Source organism: Marinobacter sp. (genome assembly GCF_044799475.1).
GTDB lineage: Bacteria > Pseudomonadota > Gammaproteobacteria > Pseudomonadales > Oleiphilaceae > Marinobacter.
The window spans coordinates 3,284,316-3,301,819 of the sequence record NZ_CP085217.1 but is presented as its reverse complement, the minus strand read 5'-3'; the positions used below and the strand labels follow the sequence as shown (position 1 = coordinate 3,301,819).

Below are 17,504 nucleotides of genomic sequence, written 5' to 3'. Positions count from 1 at the left end.
CGGGGCAGTTTAAACAGCGGTGCGGCCAACTGCAACGGGCATGCAGCTCCGGGATATATCCGGCAGCGGATGCCCGCCGCCGGATAGCCGGGATCAGTTATCGTAATCGACCCGATCCACCATTTTAACGGCTTTATTACGCAGTTCTGCGATGGTCTGCAGAGGCAGGGAGTCCGGGTTCAGATCGCCCCATTCCGCTACCATGCCAGATACCTCGACGTCCGGATTCGCCGGGTATTCCATGTTGGCTTCAGCATAGATCTGCTGGGCTTTCGGCGTGGACAGGAACTCCATCAGTTTGATGGCATTTTCCCTGTTCGGCGCATTGCTGGTCAGGGCAACGCCACTGATGTTGATGTGGGTGCCGCGGCCGTCAGCATTCGGGAATACGATACGTGCAGCTTCCGCCGCCTCACGCTGGTTTTCGTCTTCCAGCATGTTGCCGTAGTAGTAGCTGTTGCCGATTGCCACATCACAGACGCCCTCGGAAATCGCCTTGATCTGATCCCGGTCGCCACCCTGGGGCTTGCGGGCCAGATTGTTCTTCAGGCCAAGCAGCCATTCCTGGGCTTCCTCTTCGCCGTGGTGAGCAATCATGGAGGAGAAGAGGGCAATGTTGTAGGGGTGCTTCCCGCTACGGGTACAGATGCGGTCGTTCCACTTGGGGTCGGCCAGTTCTTCGTAAGTGGTGATTTCGCCTTCCTCAACCCGTTCAACCGAGGTAAAGATCATCCGACCACGGGTAGTCAGGGCGAACCACTTGCCTTCCGGATGACGCAGGTTCTCCGGGATGTTCTTTTCGAGGGTGCCGTTGTCAACAGGCGCGCTGAGATCCCTGTCAACCAGCTCGTTCAGGCGGGAGATGTCCACGGTCATGACCAGATCCGCCGGGCTGTTCCTGCCCTCCCGCTCAAGCCTTTCAGCCAGGCCTGTCTTGGCAAACACAACGTTTGTCTTGATTCCTGTCTCTTCGTTGAAGGCTGTGAGAAGAGGGTTCAGCAGGTAGGCCTGGCGGTAGGAATAGATGTTGACAGCTTCGTCTGCGCTCACACTCATGGGCAGAAGAGAAAGCGCAATCATTGCGCCGGCGGCTCGTTTTAGTGACATGAAACAGGCTCCTTCAGCTTTATTCATCATCAAATGGTGGTGGGTCGCAATCGTACCAGGTTGCGGCCCAAGTGCGGTAACACAAACCATTCTCATTATTATTCCCCCCTCTGTCAATTGGTTGGGACAAATCCTCTGGAAAATGAAAAAAGTGCTATCCTCGAGGTGTTTATAACCAAAAGAGCGCCCGGTCGGGGCAGGCGGAAGATACATGACAGCAGCTGATCGCAGGGAACACATCAGGACGGCTCTGAATGCCAAGGTCCAGGTGACGCATCCTGATCATAAACCGAGGGTTTTTGCCACGCGGGATATATCGGACGGCGGAATTTTCATTGTGGTGGAAGACGAATTCGCGTCGGAGATCGGCGATCAGGTGCAGGTCCAGGTGCAGGGCCTGCCGATACCCGCGCCAGTTCTGGATATGGTGGTTGTCCGGAAGACCATCGACGGCTATGGCCTGCAGTTCGCCGAAACAGGCACAGAAGAAGATGAGGGCGATTGATCCCGGAGGATCTGACATCAGCTCTCGGCAGGCCTGATGTCGGCCCTGAGCGGGGCTGACGAAAGCGCCTGCTGATACTGCGGCCTGGTAGATGGTAAGTCAGCATTTTTTCAGGATAATAATGGCCTCGAAACCTGCTCGCAGCCCTTGCGGTTTACTCCGCCAGACTCTTTTTTGGACGTTTTTCGATGAAATTTTCTTTCCGAACACTGTTCTTCCGCGCCTCAGTACTGGCGCTGGCTATCATCGGCCTGTCGGGTTGTGCCTCCTATTACAGTCACTATGGAGTGTTTCCCGCTGCCAATTCACAGAACGAGCCCCGCAAGGTGAGAGTTACCTGGCAGACCGCAGAGTATCCGGGCTGGTGGATTCAGGACAGCCGTGCAACAGCGGTGACGGTTGAAACCCAGTGCAGCAGCCGTGTCTGGCAGCTGACTGACGGCTCCCAGGACGACTCCGCTTCCGGGAATGGGTGCGGTGGAGGAATCCGCGCCTGTGCAGAACCTGGTATGGATGTCATGCCAGGGAGCACGGAGCCGGCCCCCGCCGACCATGCCTGCATGACCATGACGGACAGCCAGGGAACTGAGCGTATTGTTGATCTTGATCGTCAGGTCTCGCTGACGGTCTCCTGCAAACCAGCATCTCCTGTACAACAGTCCGGAGATGATACGAAAAATTACGACTACCTGCGTGCTTCGGTTGTGCCCTACGAATTTCAGGTTCGCAAAGCGCCACGTGGCTCTCTGGTGGCCCGCCCGCCATCGCTCAGTGACAGAGTCTGTGACTGAACCAGGGCTTGCGTCTCGCTGTAGTTGTGACGCTTTTCTCAAGGCTACGTTTTGTTGCCAGATGGAAAATCCCGTAATACTTTGTATTACTCCGGTTACCGCTCCACACCAAACTGTAATGGACTCTTGTCGTAACTCGGTCACAATGGTGACAGTTGAGCCATTGTAAGTTGAGGTGTCCCATGGGTGTCAGTCAGAACAGAGTTGCCGTGCATGATCTTCAGGTCGGCATGTTCGTGTCCGACCTCGATCGGCCGTGGCACACCACACCGTTTCCGATTCAGGGTTTTTACATCAGGTCAGACGCTGAGATACGCGCCCTGACTTCCCACTGCAAGTGGGTGATTGTGGACGTGGCGGAGAGCCGGGAGGCGGCCAGCAGCACCGACAACAGCCGGGCCTCTGCGTTCGGTCGGCGGGTAGAAAAAAAGGAGCGCAAGGATGTTTTACAGCTGCCACCCCTGCAGATCAGGAATGTTGTCAAATATCAGGAGACGGCGTCCCTCAAAAAGGAACTGAAAGCCAGCGTACGGCTGCTGGGCGATGCTGAGGATGCCGTAGCGAATGTCATACGCGCGGTTCAGGCCAACCAGGCGCCTGATCTGGAGCCAGTAGCAGCCGCGGCACGGCAGATGGCTGCCAGCGTTACCCGTAATCCGGTTGCCCTGCTGTGGCTGGCCCGTGTCAGGGAGCATGACGATCACACCTACCGGCACGCTCTCAATACGGCAATATGGGCGCTCGTCTGCGGCCGCCACCTGGGTCTGCAGGAAGGCCTGCTCAATCATCTCGCCATGGGCTGTCTGCTGGCGCATGTGGGCAAAGCGGATCTTCCGCGGGAGATTCTGGAGAACGAACACAGGCTGGATGCAGAATCATTTGCCATCTACAAGACCTATGTATCGCGCGGTGTCAGCAAGCTGGAAGGTTCCGGTGTTTCCCGGGCAGTGATCAGCGTCGTCCAGGGCCATCGGGAACGGCATAACGGTTCCGGCTTTCCGGCCGCAATGCGTGGCGACCGGATTCCGCTCCTGGCCAAGATCGCGGGTCTTGTGGACTGTTACGAAAGAATGATCTCCCCGAGGCCCGGCCATGCTGCCCTGTCTCCAGCTCAGGCGGTGAATCATCTGTTTGAGCAGCGCAATATCGAGTTTCAGGCGGACCTGGTTGAGCAGTTTATCCAGTCAATCGGGATCTATCCCACCGGCACCCTGGTACAGCTGAATGATGGCCAGCGCGGCGTTGTGGTTTCCCACGCGCCGTCGCGAAGGCTCTGGCCCAAAGTGATGGTGATGACGGACCGGCAGCAGCAGCCTTTACGGAGTGCCAAAGTGATTGATCTGGCGGCCTGTAACGAAGACAGGAGTGGCCCGGACATACTGCAGATCGAAGCGTGTCTGCCCTTTGGGACGGACAGCCTCAATCCCAACCAGTATGACGTCACCGGGGCTGAATCCCGCTGGAGCCTCAGGAAGCTGATGGGAGCATGATAACTGCCAGCTGATGGGAGAACACGAGAAGGGCGCGATGCGAATCGCGCCCTTTCTTTTTACTGGATGATGACCCGCAGCTGCTTCTTGACCCAGCGGTAATCACCGGCGGGTTTGAAGTTGATGAGCAGCGTACCCTCCTTGCCTGAAGGACCAGCGACGAAGTAGTCGACATCCGCCGTTAGCTCATTGAAGGCGTGGACTACGATGTCCACCTCGTTGGTGTTAAGGACTTCCAGTTCTTCCAGGTTTGGTTGCCCTCCGACCCTCCGGATCTTTACCGTCTTGATGCTGGTGTCCGAAGCAGGGTGGGAAGCGGTAGACGCATTCAGCAGGTAGCGGTTGCCCCGGCCGACGGTAACGATATCCAGCTCCCGGGTGAGGTATTCTTCCACCTTGTCCTCGCTTATGTCGTCCACCTCCCGTATCGCGCCAAGAATCCGCTTGCGCTTGCTTTCCAGGTCCTGTTTGTATTCAACATCCTCAAGACGCTTGGTTGGATCTTCCGGCACATCGGGTGCAATTTCGACCTCCTCGAGTGTGGGAGGTTCTTCACAGAGCTCGCTCTGGGGTGGGAAGAAACAGATTTCATTGAGCAACTGGTTGGCAGGTGAGGGCTCGTCCCCGCCACTTGCGAATGCTGCCGGGGGGACGGAAAAATCGATGGGAGCGCTCAGATTTGGAAGCGCTTCATTGAGCTGGGTGATTACCCTCTGCCGGATATCGATGGCGCGGCCGTCCCTGAGATCGGTGCGCCAGCCGAGGGCGAGGAGCAAGCGGGTGGTATTCATCACCACATTCTGGCTGAATAACCGCTGCTCAGTAGGCCTGTGGCTCAGCAGACCTTCATCCGTCAGGCTTGCCTGATCCAGCTGAGACCGGATCTGCGCGTCGAAATCCAGCGGAGTGACAAAATCCCGGGCCGGTATGCCGCTGAACAGTTCAAGGTCTCCAACCCGCAGGGAGAGCTGCTCGCCGGGATAGTACCGGAACCGCCCCCGGCTATCGGTGATGCCGCTCTGGCTGGCGGTGGAGTAGCTGAGGCCACTGATGCCGGTGGGTGTGATCTGTCCGGTGGAACGGTCGTCGTCGCTGGAATCGCTGTCGTCAGAGCATCCCGACAGGGCGATAAGCGAGAGCAGAGTGATGTGAACCAGTTTCATGGGATATCGTAAGCTTCCCTGATTGGAGGCCTCGTGAGGAATCAAGAGGAGTCGAGAGAACTCGAGAGGACTCGTATGTAAATTGTTGTAACCCGCATTATAGGGAGGGGCCACAGGGTATATCGGGAAGCCTGTCGCAGTTTCACGCTTTGCCCTGGTGGCAGTTCCGCGACCGAAACCTTGATTTTGATCAGGTTCCCCCTATATACCTGTTCCCCCCCTGTTGAGAGGGGCTGATCAGCTTCACCCGACTTCGGAATGGCGCGGCCGGGCCGGCCACTAAGGAATCCATGAGCTACGCATTACACATTGAGGGATTGGAAAAGACCTACGGCGGCGGGGTGCGCGCGCTCAGGGGAATTGATCTGACCGTCAGGGAAGGGGACTTTTTTGCTCTGCTGGGTCCCAATGGCGCCGGTAAATCCACGGTTCTCGGGATCGTGTGTTCTCTCGTCAACAAAACCGCTGGCAGGGTGGAAGTGTTCGGGCACAACATAGATACGGATCTTTCAGCGGCAAAACTCAACCTCGGCGTGGTGCCCCAGGAATTCAATTTTAACCAGTTCGAGAAAGTTTTTGACATTGTTACCACCCAGGCCGGTTATTACGGCATTCCGCTCCGGCGAGCGCGGGCTTCAGCTGAACACTACCTCCGGAAGCTGGGGCTCTGGGACAAGCGGGATTCTCCAGCCCGTATGCTGTCCGGCGGCATGAAGCGACGGCTGATGATTGCCCGGGCGCTGGTCCACGAACCCCGCCTGCTGATTCTGGATGAGCCCACGGCAGGTGTGGATATCGAACTCCGGCGGTCCATGTGGAGCTTTCTCGAGGAGATGAACCGTCAGGGCACCACCATCATTTTGACCACCCATTACCTGGAAGAGGCGGAAGCCCTGTGCCGCAACATTGCCATTATTGATCATGGCCGGATCCTGAAGAATACCAGCAAGAAGGGCCTGCTGGCAGAATTGAGCGTGGAGACCTTTGTTCTGGATACTGACCAGACACTGTCGGATGCGCCTGAGCTGGAGGGCTTTCCCACCCGGGTGGACAGTGAGGGAGCCCTTGAGGTGGATGTGAAAAAAGGGCAGGGCCTTAACGGGGTTTTCGCAGAGCTGGAGCGTCATGGAATTCGCGTACTCAGCATGCGGACCAAGGCCAATCGGCTGGAGGAGCTGTTTCTGAGGCTGGTGGAAGACAATGCCCGTGACCTGGGGAAAGTATCATGACGCCCCGGGCGACTTTCACAGCATTCAGTACCATTGTGATCAGGGAAGTCCGGCGCTTTACCCGGATCTGGCCGCAGACACTTCTGCCACCTGCGGTCACCATGACGCTTTACTTTGTCATTTTTGGCAACCTTATCGGGTCCAGAATCGGTGAGATGGACGGCTTTGACTATATGTCGTTTATCGTGCCGGGGCTGATCATGATGGCGGTCATTACCAGCTCCTACTCCAATGTGGTGTCGTCTTTTTTCGGTATGAAGTTTCAGCGCTGCATTGAGGAGCTGCTGGTATCCCCAGTGCCGAACTGGGTCATTCTCACCGGCTATGTGGCGGGAGGCATGGCCCGCGGGCTGGGAGTGGGGTTGATTGTGACTCTGCTCTCGCTCGGATTCACTGAGCTGCAGATCCACAATCTGCCGGTGATCATGCTCACCGTGTTGCTGACCTCGGCGCTGTTTTCCCTGGGGGGATTCATCAACGCCATGCTGGCCACCAAGTTCGATGATATTTCCATCGTGCCCACCTTTATTCTCACGCCGCTGACCTATCTCGGGGGTGTCTTCTATTCGATCCAACTGCTGCCGGATTTCTGGCGGGCCGTGTCCATGGCCAATCCCATCCTCTATATGGTTAACGCATTCCGGTACGGAATTCTCGGCGTTTCCGACGTCAATGTCTGGGTCTCTCTGGGGATGATCCTACTGTTTATTATCGCACTTGCCTGGGTGTCGCTGCGAATGCTTCAGCGTGGCAAGGGTATCCGACACTGAATCAGGAGCCCTGGATGTCTCTTAACGAAGCCCCATTGGGTAAATCCAGCGATTATCCGGACCGTTACAGCCCTGAGCTGCTATTTCCGGTTCCCCGCGATGACAACCGCCGGCGGATCGGCCTTGAGGACGGGCGATGGCCCTGGTTCGGTGAGGATCTCTGGCAGGCCTGGGAGCTATCCTGGCTTCAGGGCAATGGCGTGCCGGCAGTGGCCTGGGCTGAAATCAGGGTGCCCGCCGCATCCATGGCTCTGATTGAGTCAAAATCCCTGAAGCTCTATCTGAACTCCCTGAATCAGACAGTGTTTTCGTCTCAGGAACAGGTGCAGCAAACTCTGGAGCGTGATCTGTCGAGCGCCAGCGGCGCGGCAATCCGTGTCACTCTTCACGATGTTGATCTTTCCGTAACGGCTGTCGGGCGGCCGGATGGCTTTGAACTCATCGACCATCAGCCGGTGGACTGGATTGGGTACGAGTATTGCCCGGAGCGGTTGCATACCTCCGGTGCCACTGTCACTGAGAAGCTCTGTTCCCATCTGCTGAAAAGTAACTGCCCCGTGACGGGGCAGCCGGATTGGGGATCATTGCTGGTTGAATACTCAGGCCCGGCGATTTCCAGGGCGGGGCTGCTGCAGTATGTGGTGGGATTTCGGCAGCAGCAGGATTTTCACGAACACTGTGTGGAAACGGTATTCTCTGACATCATGCGTCAATGTCAGCCCGAGCGCCTGTCCGTCAGCGCACGTTACACCCGACGGGGAGGGCTGGACATCAACCCCTGGCGCAGTACGGAGACTGGCGAGGCGCCCCGGATACGCATGGTGCGGCAGTAAAAAGAGAGGGGTGAAAGGCTAGTGCTCTTCCTGGCGCAGGCGGTCAGCTGCGTCTTCCAGGGCCGCAAGAATGTTCCTGCGGTCACCCTCGGCCACCTTGTCTGAATCCAGATACATGGCGAAGCCGCTGTGCTCATGCTCCAGGAAACTCCTGTTTGGCCCCAGATCCCGCCGGAAATCCACAACCTCGTAGATGGGCACCGGCCGGCCAAAGCCCTTGACCGTGATCTCGCCTTTGTCGCGACACATGATCCGGTCCTTGATCAGGGAAAAGGTTTCGTAAGACACCAGGATTTCGCCAGGCTCCGCGAGTGACTCAAGCCGGCTGGCAAGATTCACTTCCTTGCCGATAATCGTATAGTCCATGCGGTTTTCTGCACCGAAGTTGCCTACAGTGGTGTAGCCGGTGCTGATGCCCATGCGGATTTCCAGGGGGGTTTTGATTCCCTGGCTGCGCCATTTCTGCCGCATGATTTTCATGTGCTTGCGCATATCGATGGCCATGGACACGCAGGCCGCAGCGTCTTCCCGCTGACCCAGGGTGGTGGGATCTCCAAAAAAAATCATGATGGAATCCCCGACAAACTTGTCGATGGTGCCGCCGTATCTGAGCGCGACCTGGGACATCTCATTAAAATAGTGATTGAGAAGCTCCGTCAGGGCCTCAGGCTCCATTTCCTCAGACAGTTCCGTGAAGCCCTTGATGTCCGAAAAGAAAATCACCAGTTTCTTGCGCTGGGTTTCAAGGCGTACATCCCGCTCACCGGTAAAGATGGACTGCCATACCTGTGGCGACAGGTATTTTGACAGCTTGTGCGAAAGCGCTATCGACTGTTCCCGCTGATTCTGGATCTGGGTTTTGGCGGTCATCAGCGCCCGCGCCTGCTGGTGAGCGTAAAAAGCGGTTATGCAGATGTAGAGGCCAGTAGCCAGCAGCGAGGCGCTCGCCAGAAGAAGGGGAGACTCAAAGGAATCTGCCAGGCCGGTAGTGCTGACTCCTGCCGCTGCGGCCAGAGCCATGAGCACACTCCCCTGCGCCCACTGGCGCAGCCCACCGACAATGAGGCAGCTGAACATCAGCATGAGGGCAACGGCGATGGAAGGGGTCGCAATGAGCCCCATGACTCCGATGAATCCGCCCCCAATGACGCAGTCAAACAGCAGCATTTTGTGACGAATGCGGCTTGAATAACGCAGGAAGGTTTTCCGGGTCAGGTAGTACACCACATGGGGCCATATGAGAGCAGCGAGCACGAGCCATCCCATCCAGGGCGGAAACACCTGCTCAACCAGGCCTGCAACAATAACCGCGCCTGTGGCTGTATACGCCAGTATCCGGCCGCTGTAATCCGGCATCGGGGGTATGGCGATAGCGTTGTTCTGGCCGTCGAGAACCAGTGACTTGCTCACTGAGAGGGGTGCATTCATGGGGTCAGAACCGGATACGGCCTGTGAGAATGTCTTTTGGCATGACCCAGCCGGCGATCGGGCAGGCAACGTAATGCAGCCGGTGGCAGGTTGGGTTACTGTGCTCTTCTGGGTAACAGGGGCAAAACTCTGACAGACAGCTGAAGCTTGATTCTTCACTCATGGTATTTCTACCGGCGCAATTGTTATTTTAACCTACACATCGTTGCGTCAGAGAGTACCAGTATTACCTGTTAGCCACAATTTTAATGCGGGTACAAATTCGGCTGTCAGTTCTGACCGTGCCCCGCAATACCAGGACAACCAGGAACATCAATGACCGATCTGATAAATGCCATTCTCAATCGCGCTTCACAGCCCCGCCTCACATCGCCCGGCCCGGGCAGGGAGTTGTTAAACCAGGCTCTCGCCTGTGCCGCCAGAGCACCGGATCACGCGTTATTACGTCCCTGGCGTTTTCTGGTCATAGAAGGAGAAGGCCTGGATGCCCTTGGAGAGGTGTTCGCGAGCGCCGTGGATGACCCCAGGGAGCCGCTTGATGCGGACAGGGAGAAGCTTCGCAGTATGCCGCGGCGCGCCCCCATGATTATCGTCGGAATCTGCAGCCCGAAAGCCCACCCGAAAGTTCCGGAGGTCGAGCAGGTAATGTCCGCTGCGGCCGGGCTCGGCTATCTCCTGCTGGCGCTGGAATCTGCCGGTTTCGGTGCCATGTGGCGAACCGGTTCCGTGGCCCATCACCCAGCGGTCCGGGAGGGCCTGGGCCTGGATGCGGGGGAACGGATTGCAGGTTTTATCTACGTCGGCTCGGTAACGACACCAAAACCGGCGGTGCCCCGGCCACGACCGGATGAACTCGTGAGCAACTGGCCCGCTTGAGATCCGCATTTTCAGACCCTGGAGCCCAGGGGAAAACGTTTGCCGCTTTTGTCTTACCGGCCTCCGCCTGCAGCCCCCCATGGCAGGGGGCTGAGGCCCCGCTCATCTCCCCCAGGCCCTGAATTCAGGGCTCTTCAAAAACTGGCATTGCTGTTGCTTATACCTTTCCAGAAGCGCACATCTGGCAAAACTCCGCCGGCTGTCTGCGACAAACAATTGGGAGGCCGCAATGGCGATTACTTTCGACAAGGCACTGGGTATTCACGAGCATGCCCTGAACGCGCGGGTCAAACGGGCTGAAGTACTGGCCAACAATCTGGTCAATGCGGACACGCCCGGCTACAAGGCCCGTGATGTGGATTTCCAGAGCATGCTGAATCAGGCTCAGTCCAGCACTCAGGGAGTCGAGATGACCCGCTCCCATGCCGGCCACCTCGATAGCGGCGGGCCTGACGGCGGCGGTGAATTGCTGTACCGGATTCCCCATCAGCCCTCCATCGACGGTAACACGGTAGATACGCAGCAGGAGCAGAGCCGGTTTATGCGCAACGCGATGGACTATCAGGCCAGTTTTGAGTTTCTGAACAGCAAATTCAGTGGTCTGAAAAAAGCGATCACCGGCCAGTAATTCAGCCACGACTGAATAGAACAGGAGATACAAGATGTCACTCGGCAGCATTTTCGACATAGCTGGCTCAGGAATGACCGCACAGTCACTCCGGATGAATACAACAGCATCTAACATTGCCAATGCGGAAACCGTCAGCTCCAGCTCGGAGGAAACCTACCGTGCCAGAAAACCGGTTTTTGCCGCCATCCAGCAGAGCATGATGAATCCGGAAGGCTCCAGCTTTGCGCTGGGTAGCAGCGAAGACCAGGCAGGTGCGGGCGTGCGGGTCGAAGGCATCGTGGAAAGCCAGACAGAGCTGCAGATGCGGTACCAGCCGGGCCACCCGGCGGCCAACGAAGAGGGCTATGTGTTCTACCCCAACGTCAATGTGGTGGAGGAGATGGCCGACATGATGTCGTCGTCCCGGAGTTTCCAGCTCAATGTGGATGTCATGAACACGGCCAAAACCATGATGCAGCGCATCCTGACCCTTGGGCAGCAGTAACAACCGATGAGGAATAGGTCATGAGCACGGTCAACAACACTGCCGCAGCGGATGTTCTGAGTCAGTACCGGTTCAAAAACGAGACGAACAAATCCGAAGAGCTCGGTAAAAACGAGTTCATGGAACTGATGATTGCCCAGCTCAAGAACCAGAACCCTCTTGAGCCCCAGGACAACGGCGACTTTATTGCCCAGTTGGCCCAGTTCAGCTCTCTGGAAGAAATGCAGCAGCTGTCAGGCAGTGTGGACAACGTGGTTGGCGAGTTCCGCTCCACCCAGGCGCTGCAGGCATCCGCGATGGTCGGCCGGACCGTACTTGTACCTTCGCCGACGGGCGTTCTCGGTGCCAGTGGCCAGATGGAGGGAGTTGTCGGTGTGCCAGCAACAACGTCCAGCCTGCGGGTATCCGTGGTCAACCAGGCTGGTGAACGGGTGAGGCAGATGGATCTTGGGCCGGCCCAGGCCGGTCAGGTCAGTTTCGCCTGGGATGGCAAAAATTCAGCGGGGGAGACCATGCCTCCCGGAGCCTACCAGATCATCGCGGAGGGCTCCTATCCGCAGGGGAATGAACAGCTGGGAACGCTGGTTAGCGCAAACGTGGACAGCGTATCCCTTGGTGGCAAGGGCGGCGTGACACTGAATCTGGCCGGCATGGGCTCCATAGCCCTGTCCGATGTCCAGCAGATCAACTAGCCAGCAGGCAACAGACGAGGTGCAGTATGGCTTTTAATACAGGACTTAGCGGGTTGCGGGCAGCGTCAGTTGATCTTGACGTCACGGGTAACAACATTGCCAACGCCAGCACAGTGGGTTTCAAAGGTAGCCGCGTGCAGTTTGGCGATCTATACGCCAGCGGTTTTCTGAGCTCGGGCAGCAATCCGATCGGGGATGGCGTCCGGGTGCAGGACGTCCAGCAGACGTTCAGCCAGGGCAATATCAGTTTTACCGATAACGGCCTTGATATGGCTGTTAACGGTGATGGGTTCTTTGTACTGAACAACGGTGGAGAGGTGCGATATTCCCGGGCCGGCCAGTTCGGCATTGACCAGGAAGGCTTTGTCACCAATAACCAGAACATGCGGGTTCAGGGTTTCCAGGCTGATGAAGACGGCAACCTTTCAGGGGTGAGGGGTGATCTGCAGATAGATACGGACAATCTGGCGCCCCGGCGAACCACCCGACTGGAATCAGAGCTTAATCTGGACTCCCGGGAGCCTGTTCTGGAAGTCAGCGGCACCACGGTCCAGGCTAACCAGCCACCCGTGAATGATCCCATTACAGCCCAGACGCTCACTGTTACCTATCCGGACGGTTCGACCCGGGATGTTCCCGTGACTGCCGGCAGTTCCGCCAGGGAGGTTGCAGAACGGCTGAATCAGGAAGATGAGGTCAGCGCCTCGGCGCGGACCACCTACACGATTGCGGCGGCGGACATCACCGATGGCGAAACCTATTCAGTGCAGGGCGCCAATTTCAATATTCCGGCAGGTGAGGCCGACCCAGCTGAGTGGCTGCAGGACGCCATTAACAACTCGCCTCTGAACAGCGTGAGTGCCATAGCGGACGCCGGCGGATTGCGTCTGACCGAAAGCCGCGGCAATGATCTGGTGACAGCGGTTGGGGCCAACCCGGCCGTAACCCAGGTCGGCAGTCTCAATGTTACCCTGGGCCGTGATGTGGATCTTGTTTCTGACGGAGGCCTGTTAACAGGTGCATCCGAGAATCCATTCCGGACGAATTCATTTGATCCCCAGGATCAGCGGACCTATAACCACGCCACCTCAACCACCATCTTCGACAGTCTGGGGAACTCCCACGAACTTACCCAGTTCTTCGTGAAGGAGCCGGTTACCGGCGGTGAGAATGTCTGGGCCATGTATGTGCAGATCGATGGCCGGGATGTAGGCGATCCGCCGGCAGCTGACGGCGATCCCTCGCGGGCCAGATACGAGCTGGAATTCACCTCCGATGGCGTTCTGGACAGCATTGATGGTGATCCCAATGGTGAGGTGTTGATCTCCAACTGGACGCCGGTGGATGAAAATGGCGATCCCAGCGGCGCCTCCGGGCCCAGGCTGATTTCCGAAGGGGCCACAACGCCAATCCCGGATCCGCCGGTAAGTTCGAACTTCGTGGTTGACCTGGGGGATACCACCCAGTTTGGCAGCGGCTTTGGAGTCAACGACCAGCGCCAGAACGGCTTCACCACCGGTCGGCTTTCCGGTCTGGACGTGTCCGATACCGGGGTGCTTTTTGCCAGGTACACCAACGGCCAGTCTCTGGGTCTGGGGCAGGTGGCGCTGGCGTCATTCAATAACCGGGATGGCCTGAGCCCGGTCGGCGAAACCACCTGGGTGGAAACCTTCGAGTCGGGTCAGCCAATTATTGGCCAGCCGGATACGGGAACTCTGGGGTCGATCAAGGCGAGCTCGCTGGAAGAGTCAAATGTTGATCTGTCTGCGGAGCTGGTGAATCTGATCATTGCCCAGCGCAACTACCAGGCCAACGCCAAGACCATTGAAACCTCCAACGCGATCACCCAGACCATCATAAACCTGCGTTAAATCTTCCTGCTCTGAAGCCCGGGTGATCGGCTGACTTGTCGCCACCCGGGAATTGATCTCCCCGACCTGTCTTTAGCCACCCTGGCACGACTTCTGCATATTTGATTCCAAGAGTCAAAATTACGGCAGGAGCTTTCCCATGGACAAGTCCATCTTCATCGGTATGTCGGGCGCCAAGCAGACCATGCTGGCCCAGCAGGCTCACGCCAACAATCTGGCCAATGTCAGCACCACGGGCTTCAAACGCGATTTTGCGCAGGCACGCAGCATGCCGGTGTATGGCGAGCACTTTGCCACCCGCGCCTACGCCATGACGGAAAGACCCGGCACGGATCAGAGCGCCGGTGCTCTGGTGGAGACGGGCCGGGATCTGGACGTCGCCGTCAATGGCGACGGCTGGCTGGCTGTCCAGAATGAAGGCGGAGAAGAGGTTTTTACCCGCGGCGGAAGCCTGCAGCTGGATGTTAATGGATTGCTGCGTACGTCCGGCGGCGAAATGGTACTTGGCAACGGTGGTCCCATTGCGCTGCCACCATTTGAGAAAGTCCAGATAGGCACTGACGGGAGCGTGTCGATTGTGCCGGTGGGCGGTCCGCCCAGTCAGCTGGTGGACATCGACCGTATCAAGCTGGTCAACCCGCCGCCGGGTGGCCTGGAAAAAGGTGAGGACGGTTTTCTCCGGCGCAGTGCGGACGCTGCCCTGGAAGGGCCTGAACCTGCCGATGGAAACCTCAGGCTGACCTCGGGGTTTCTGGAGAGCTCCAACGTCAATGCAGTGGAGGAAATGATCTCCAATCTTCAGCTTTCCCGGCAATTTGAAATGCAGGTAAAGATCATGCAGACGGCGGATGAGAACGCAGAGGTTTCGGCACGTCTGTTGCAGAACCTCTGATCAGAGTGACAGCGGGCGCCAGATAGGACGTCCCAAAGTATCCCGAAGGCCGGGACAGGTGTGAAAAGCGGCAAAGCCTTGCCGGCACCAACCGGATTTCACCAAGGAGTATGAAAATGCATCCAGCACTGTGGGTCAGTAAAACCGGGTTAAGCGCACAGGACACCAACATGTCCACCATTTCCAACAACCTGGCCAACGTCAACACCACCGGTTTCAAGCGGGATCGGGCGGTCTTTCAGGACCTGCTTTACCAGGTGAACCGGCAGCCTGGCGGGCTGAACACGGAAAACAACGAGCTGCCTTCGGGTCTTCAACTGGGCACCGGCGTCCGGATCGTGGGCACTGCCAAGCAGTTTTCCCAGGGCAACCTGCAGGTAACCGAGCAACCCCTGGACCTGGCTGTCAGCGGTCGCGGCTTCTTCCAGGTGCAGCTGCCGGATGGCGAAATCGCCTACACCCGGGATGGCCAGTTCCAGCTCAACTCGGACGGCGACATAGTGACGCCTTCGGGCTACCTGCTGGATCCCAACATCAATGTTCCTGAGGACGCCACGACCGTGACTGTCGGCAGGGATGGAACCGTCTCGGCGGTGGTGAACAATCAGCCAGCGCCGGTCAATCTGGGGAACATCACCCTGGTGAACTTTGTGAATCCACAGGGCCTCCAGGCCATGGGTGACAACCTGTTCCGGGAAACCAATGCCAGCGGTGATCCCACCGAGGGCGAGCCGGGCATCGCCGGTCTTGGCACCATCGAACAGGGCATGACGGAAGCCTCCAACGTGGAGGTGGTGGAAGAGCTGGTCAACATGATCACCACCCAGCGTGCCTATGAAATGAATTCGAAAGTGGTCTCGGCGACCGACCAGATGCTGCAGTTCGTCACCAATAACATTGGTTGATGCAGTGTCCGGCTTGCGGTTAACAGGGTTTTCAGGAGAAACATCATGAGTCAGTTCAGCAGACCAGGCGGGTGGACGCTGATGATCGTTATCGCGATGGCAGTGTTGCAGGGCTGCACCGCCATGAGCCGGCCCCGGCCGGTTCCGGATGATCCGTCCTACGCCCCTGTTCAGCCACAGGCCATGATGCCGAAAGACGCCAACACCGGCAGCATCTATCAGAACAGCCGCGGCTTCAATTTCTTTGGTGACACCATTGCCCGGAACGTTGGGGATGTTCTGACAGTGAACCTGCAGGAATCCACCCAGGCCAGCAAATCGGCGGAAAGCAGCATCACCAAGGACAACGAAATTACATTCAATGACGGCACGCTGCTCGGCAGAATGGGTCTTTCGACACGTACCGATCTGGACATGGAGCGGGATTTTGAAGGCCAGGCCGGTGCGGACCAGAGCAACAGCCTGGCGGGCAATATCACGGTGACTGTCACCGAGGTGCTGCCAAACGGAGTTCTGCGGATTCGCGGTGAAAAATGGCTGTCACTGACCAATGGCGACGAATTCATCCGGCTGACAGGTCTGGTGCGCCCGCAGGACATCCGCCCCAACAATATTATCAGTTCTAACCGTATCGCCGATGCGCGTATTGCCTATGGTGGCACCGGAGATTTCGACCAGGCCAACCAGATGGGCTGGCTGGGGCGCTTCTTTAACAGTGAATGGTGGCCGCTATGAACCGTCGACAGTTTCCTTTAATGGGACTGCTGCTCATGCTGATTGCAGGCGCAGTCCAGGCTGACAGGATCAAGGACATGGCCCGGGTGGATGGCGTTCGCTCCAACCAGCTTATCGGCTACGGCCTGGTGGTGGGCCTGGATGGTTCCGGCGACTCTGCATCTTTCACCGATCAGACCTTTCGCAACATGATGGACCAGTTTGGCATCACCATTCCGGAAGGGGTGAATCCCAACCTGGCTAACGTAGCCGCGGTTACCGTCCACGCCGAGCTGCCGGCCTTCGCCAAGCCCGGTCAGGAAATAGACATCACCGTTTCCTCAATCGGCAATGCGGACAGCCTCAGGGGCGGAAGTCTTCTGATGACTCCCCTCAAGGGTGCTGATGGTCAGATCTACGCCATGGCACAAGGCAGCCTGGTGGTAGGAGGCTTTGGTGCCTCGGGAGCTGACGGTTCACGGATTTCCGTCAACGTGCCCAGCGTGGGCCGCATTCCCAACGGTGCCAGCATAGAGCGGGAGGTGATCTCGCCGTTTACTGAAGGCGACACCATCACCTTCAACCTTTTACGGTCCGATTTCACCACTGCCCGCAGGATGGTTGATGTGATCAACGATACCCTGGGGAGCAACATGGCCTACGCCCACGATGCCACCTCGATTTCTGTCAAGGCTCCGCGGGATCCATCCCAGCGGGTCAGCTTCCTTTCGATACTGGAGAACCTGGAAGTGAATCCCGCCGAGGATGCCGCCAAGGTGGTCATCAATAGCCGGACAGGAACCATTGTGGTGGGCCAGAGCGTGAAGGTCAGCCCGGCTGCGGTTACCCATGGCAACCTGACGGTGACCATTGCGGAAAATCCCCAGGCGGTTCAGCCCAACCCCTTTGCCGGTGGTGAAACAGTCATCACGCCCGACACACAGATCACGATTACCGAAGAACCGGCCCGCATGTTCAAGTTCGGCCCGGCGGTCACCCTGAACGAGATTGTTCAGGCGGTGAACCAGGTCGGCGCCGCCCCGGGCGATGTCATGGCGGTGCTGGAAGCGCTCAAGCAGGCCGGCGCGCTGCGCGCCGAACTCATTGTCATCTGAGGTGATGT

The 17,504-nt window shown here is 57.8% G+C and carries 19 protein-coding genes; 15 read left to right on the top strand and 4 right to left on the bottom strand.

Features of this window, described 5'->3' with window-relative positions:
• Nucleotides 1-93 precede the first annotated feature (93 nt).
• Nucleotides 94-1,107 (bottom strand): Fe(3+) ABC transporter substrate-binding protein, encoded by a 1,014-nt coding sequence (locus tag LG327_RS15220; RefSeq protein WP_404363176.1) that lies wholly within the window; start codon nt 1,105-1,107, stop codon nt 94-96.
• A 211-nt stretch (nt 1,108-1,318) separates the two neighbouring features.
• Between LG327_RS15220 and LG327_RS15215 the strand changes: the two genes are divergently transcribed.
• The 3 genes from LG327_RS15215 to LG327_RS15205 all read left to right on the top strand — a co-directional run bounded on the left by LG327_RS15215 (nt 1,319) and on the right by LG327_RS15205 (nt 3,893).
• Nucleotides 1,319-1,612 (top strand): PilZ domain-containing protein, encoded by a 294-nt coding sequence (locus tag LG327_RS15215; RefSeq protein WP_404363174.1) that lies wholly within the window; start codon nt 1,319-1,321, stop codon nt 1,610-1,612.
• A 188-nt stretch (nt 1,613-1,800) separates the two neighbouring features.
• Nucleotides 1,801-2,403: a hypothetical protein gene (locus LG327_RS15210; RefSeq protein ID WP_404363172.1), complete on the top strand. Its 603-nt coding sequence runs from the start codon at nt 1,801-1,803 to the stop codon at nt 2,401-2,403.
• 182 nt (nt 2,404-2,585) lie between these two features.
• The gene (locus LG327_RS15205; protein ID WP_404363170.1) at nt 2,586-3,893 is read left to right on the top strand and encodes an HD-GYP domain-containing protein; all 1,308 of its coding nucleotides are present in this window, start codon (nt 2,586-2,588) and stop codon (nt 3,891-3,893) included.
• Nucleotides 3,894-3,952: 59 nt separating this feature from the next.
• On the opposite strand, the gene LG327_RS15200 is transcribed toward LG327_RS15205, so the two are convergent.
• A complete protein-coding gene (locus LG327_RS15200; protein WP_404363168.1) occupies nt 3,953-5,056 on the bottom strand; it encodes an organic solvent ABC transporter permease in 1,104 nt (367 codons plus the stop codon).
• Between the two features lie 290 nt (nt 5,057-5,346).
• Here LG327_RS15200 and LG327_RS15195 point away from each other — a divergent pair, with 290 nt between their 5' ends.
• Genes LG327_RS15195 through queF form a run of 3 tightly spaced genes read left to right on the top strand, consistent with a single transcriptional unit; the run spans nt 5,347 to nt 7,888 of the window.
• On the top strand, nt 5,347-6,285 hold the full coding sequence (locus LG327_RS15195) for an ABC transporter ATP-binding protein (protein WP_404363166.1): 939 nt from the start codon (nt 5,347-5,349) through the stop codon (nt 6,283-6,285).
• Nucleotides 6,282-7,055, top strand: a complete 774-nt coding sequence (locus LG327_RS15190; protein ID WP_404363164.1) for an ABC transporter permease — start codon at nt 6,282-6,284, stop codon at nt 7,053-7,055. Before LG327_RS15195 ends, LG327_RS15190 begins: the two co-directional genes overlap by 4 nt.
• A gap of 14 nt (nt 7,056-7,069) precedes the next feature.
• Entirely contained in the window at nt 7,070-7,888 is an 819-nt protein-coding gene (gene queF, locus LG327_RS15185) for an NADPH-dependent 7-cyano-7-deazaguanine reductase QueF (protein WP_404363162.1), read from the top strand.
• An 18-nt stretch (nt 7,889-7,906) separates the two neighbouring features.
• Here queF and LG327_RS15180 read toward each other — a convergent pair whose 3' ends face one another.
• Entirely contained in the window at nt 7,907-9,316 is a 1,410-nt protein-coding gene (locus LG327_RS15180; protein WP_404363161.1) for an adenylate/guanylate cyclase domain-containing protein, read from the bottom strand.
• 4 nt (nt 9,317-9,320) lie between these two features.
• The gene (locus tag LG327_RS15175) at nt 9,321-9,479 is read right to left on the bottom strand and encodes an Mpo1-like protein (RefSeq protein WP_404363159.1); all 159 of its coding nucleotides are present in this window, start codon (nt 9,477-9,479) and stop codon (nt 9,321-9,323) included.
• Nucleotides 9,480-9,631: 152 nt separating this feature from the next.
• Between LG327_RS15175 and LG327_RS15170 the strand changes: the two genes are divergently transcribed.
• The 9 genes from LG327_RS15170 to LG327_RS15130 all read left to right on the top strand — a co-directional run bounded on the left by LG327_RS15170 (nt 9,632) and on the right by LG327_RS15130 (nt 17,496).
• Nucleotides 9,632-10,192 (top strand): nitroreductase, encoded by a 561-nt coding sequence (locus LG327_RS15170; protein WP_404363157.1) that lies wholly within the window; start codon nt 9,632-9,634, stop codon nt 10,190-10,192.
• Nucleotides 10,193-10,421: 229 nt separating this feature from the next.
• A complete protein-coding gene (gene flgB / locus LG327_RS15165; RefSeq protein ID WP_404363155.1) occupies nt 10,422-10,820 on the top strand; it encodes a flagellar basal body rod protein FlgB in 399 nt (132 codons plus the stop codon).
• 34 nt (nt 10,821-10,854) lie between these two features.
• Nucleotides 10,855-11,307 (top strand): flagellar basal body rod protein FlgC, encoded by a 453-nt coding sequence (flgC, locus tag LG327_RS15160; RefSeq protein WP_404363153.1) that lies wholly within the window; start codon nt 10,855-10,857, stop codon nt 11,305-11,307.
• Between the two features lie 20 nt (nt 11,308-11,327).
• Nucleotides 11,328-11,999 carry a flagellar hook assembly protein FlgD gene (locus LG327_RS15155; protein ID WP_404363151.1) on the top strand — a complete coding sequence of 224 codons (672 nt, stop codon included), beginning with the start codon at nt 11,328-11,330 and terminating at the stop codon, nt 11,997-11,999.
• A gap of 26 nt (nt 12,000-12,025) precedes the next feature.
• The gene (locus LG327_RS15150) at nt 12,026-13,870 is read left to right on the top strand and encodes a flagellar hook protein FlgE (RefSeq protein ID WP_404363149.1); all 1,845 of its coding nucleotides are present in this window, start codon (nt 12,026-12,028) and stop codon (nt 13,868-13,870) included.
• 139 nt (nt 13,871-14,009) lie between these two features.
• Complete coding sequence (locus tag LG327_RS15145; protein ID WP_404363147.1) at nt 14,010-14,762, top strand: flagellar basal body rod protein FlgF; 753 nt, start codon at nt 14,010-14,012, stop codon at nt 14,760-14,762.
• A gap of 116 nt (nt 14,763-14,878) precedes the next feature.
• Entirely contained in the window at nt 14,879-15,667 is a 789-nt protein-coding gene (flgG, locus tag LG327_RS15140) for a flagellar basal-body rod protein FlgG (RefSeq protein WP_404363146.1), read from the top strand.
• A gap of 45 nt (nt 15,668-15,712) precedes the next feature.
• Nucleotides 15,713-16,402 carry a flagellar basal body L-ring protein FlgH gene (flgH, locus tag LG327_RS15135; protein ID WP_404363144.1) on the top strand — a complete coding sequence of 230 codons (690 nt, stop codon included), beginning with the start codon at nt 15,713-15,715 and terminating at the stop codon, nt 16,400-16,402.
• Nucleotides 16,399-17,496 (top strand): flagellar basal body P-ring protein FlgI, encoded by a 1,098-nt coding sequence (locus tag LG327_RS15130; RefSeq protein ID WP_404363142.1) that lies wholly within the window; start codon nt 16,399-16,401, stop codon nt 17,494-17,496. The genes flgH and LG327_RS15130 overlap by 4 nt, the downstream gene beginning before the upstream one ends.
• Nucleotides 17,497-17,504: the final 8 nt, after the last annotated feature.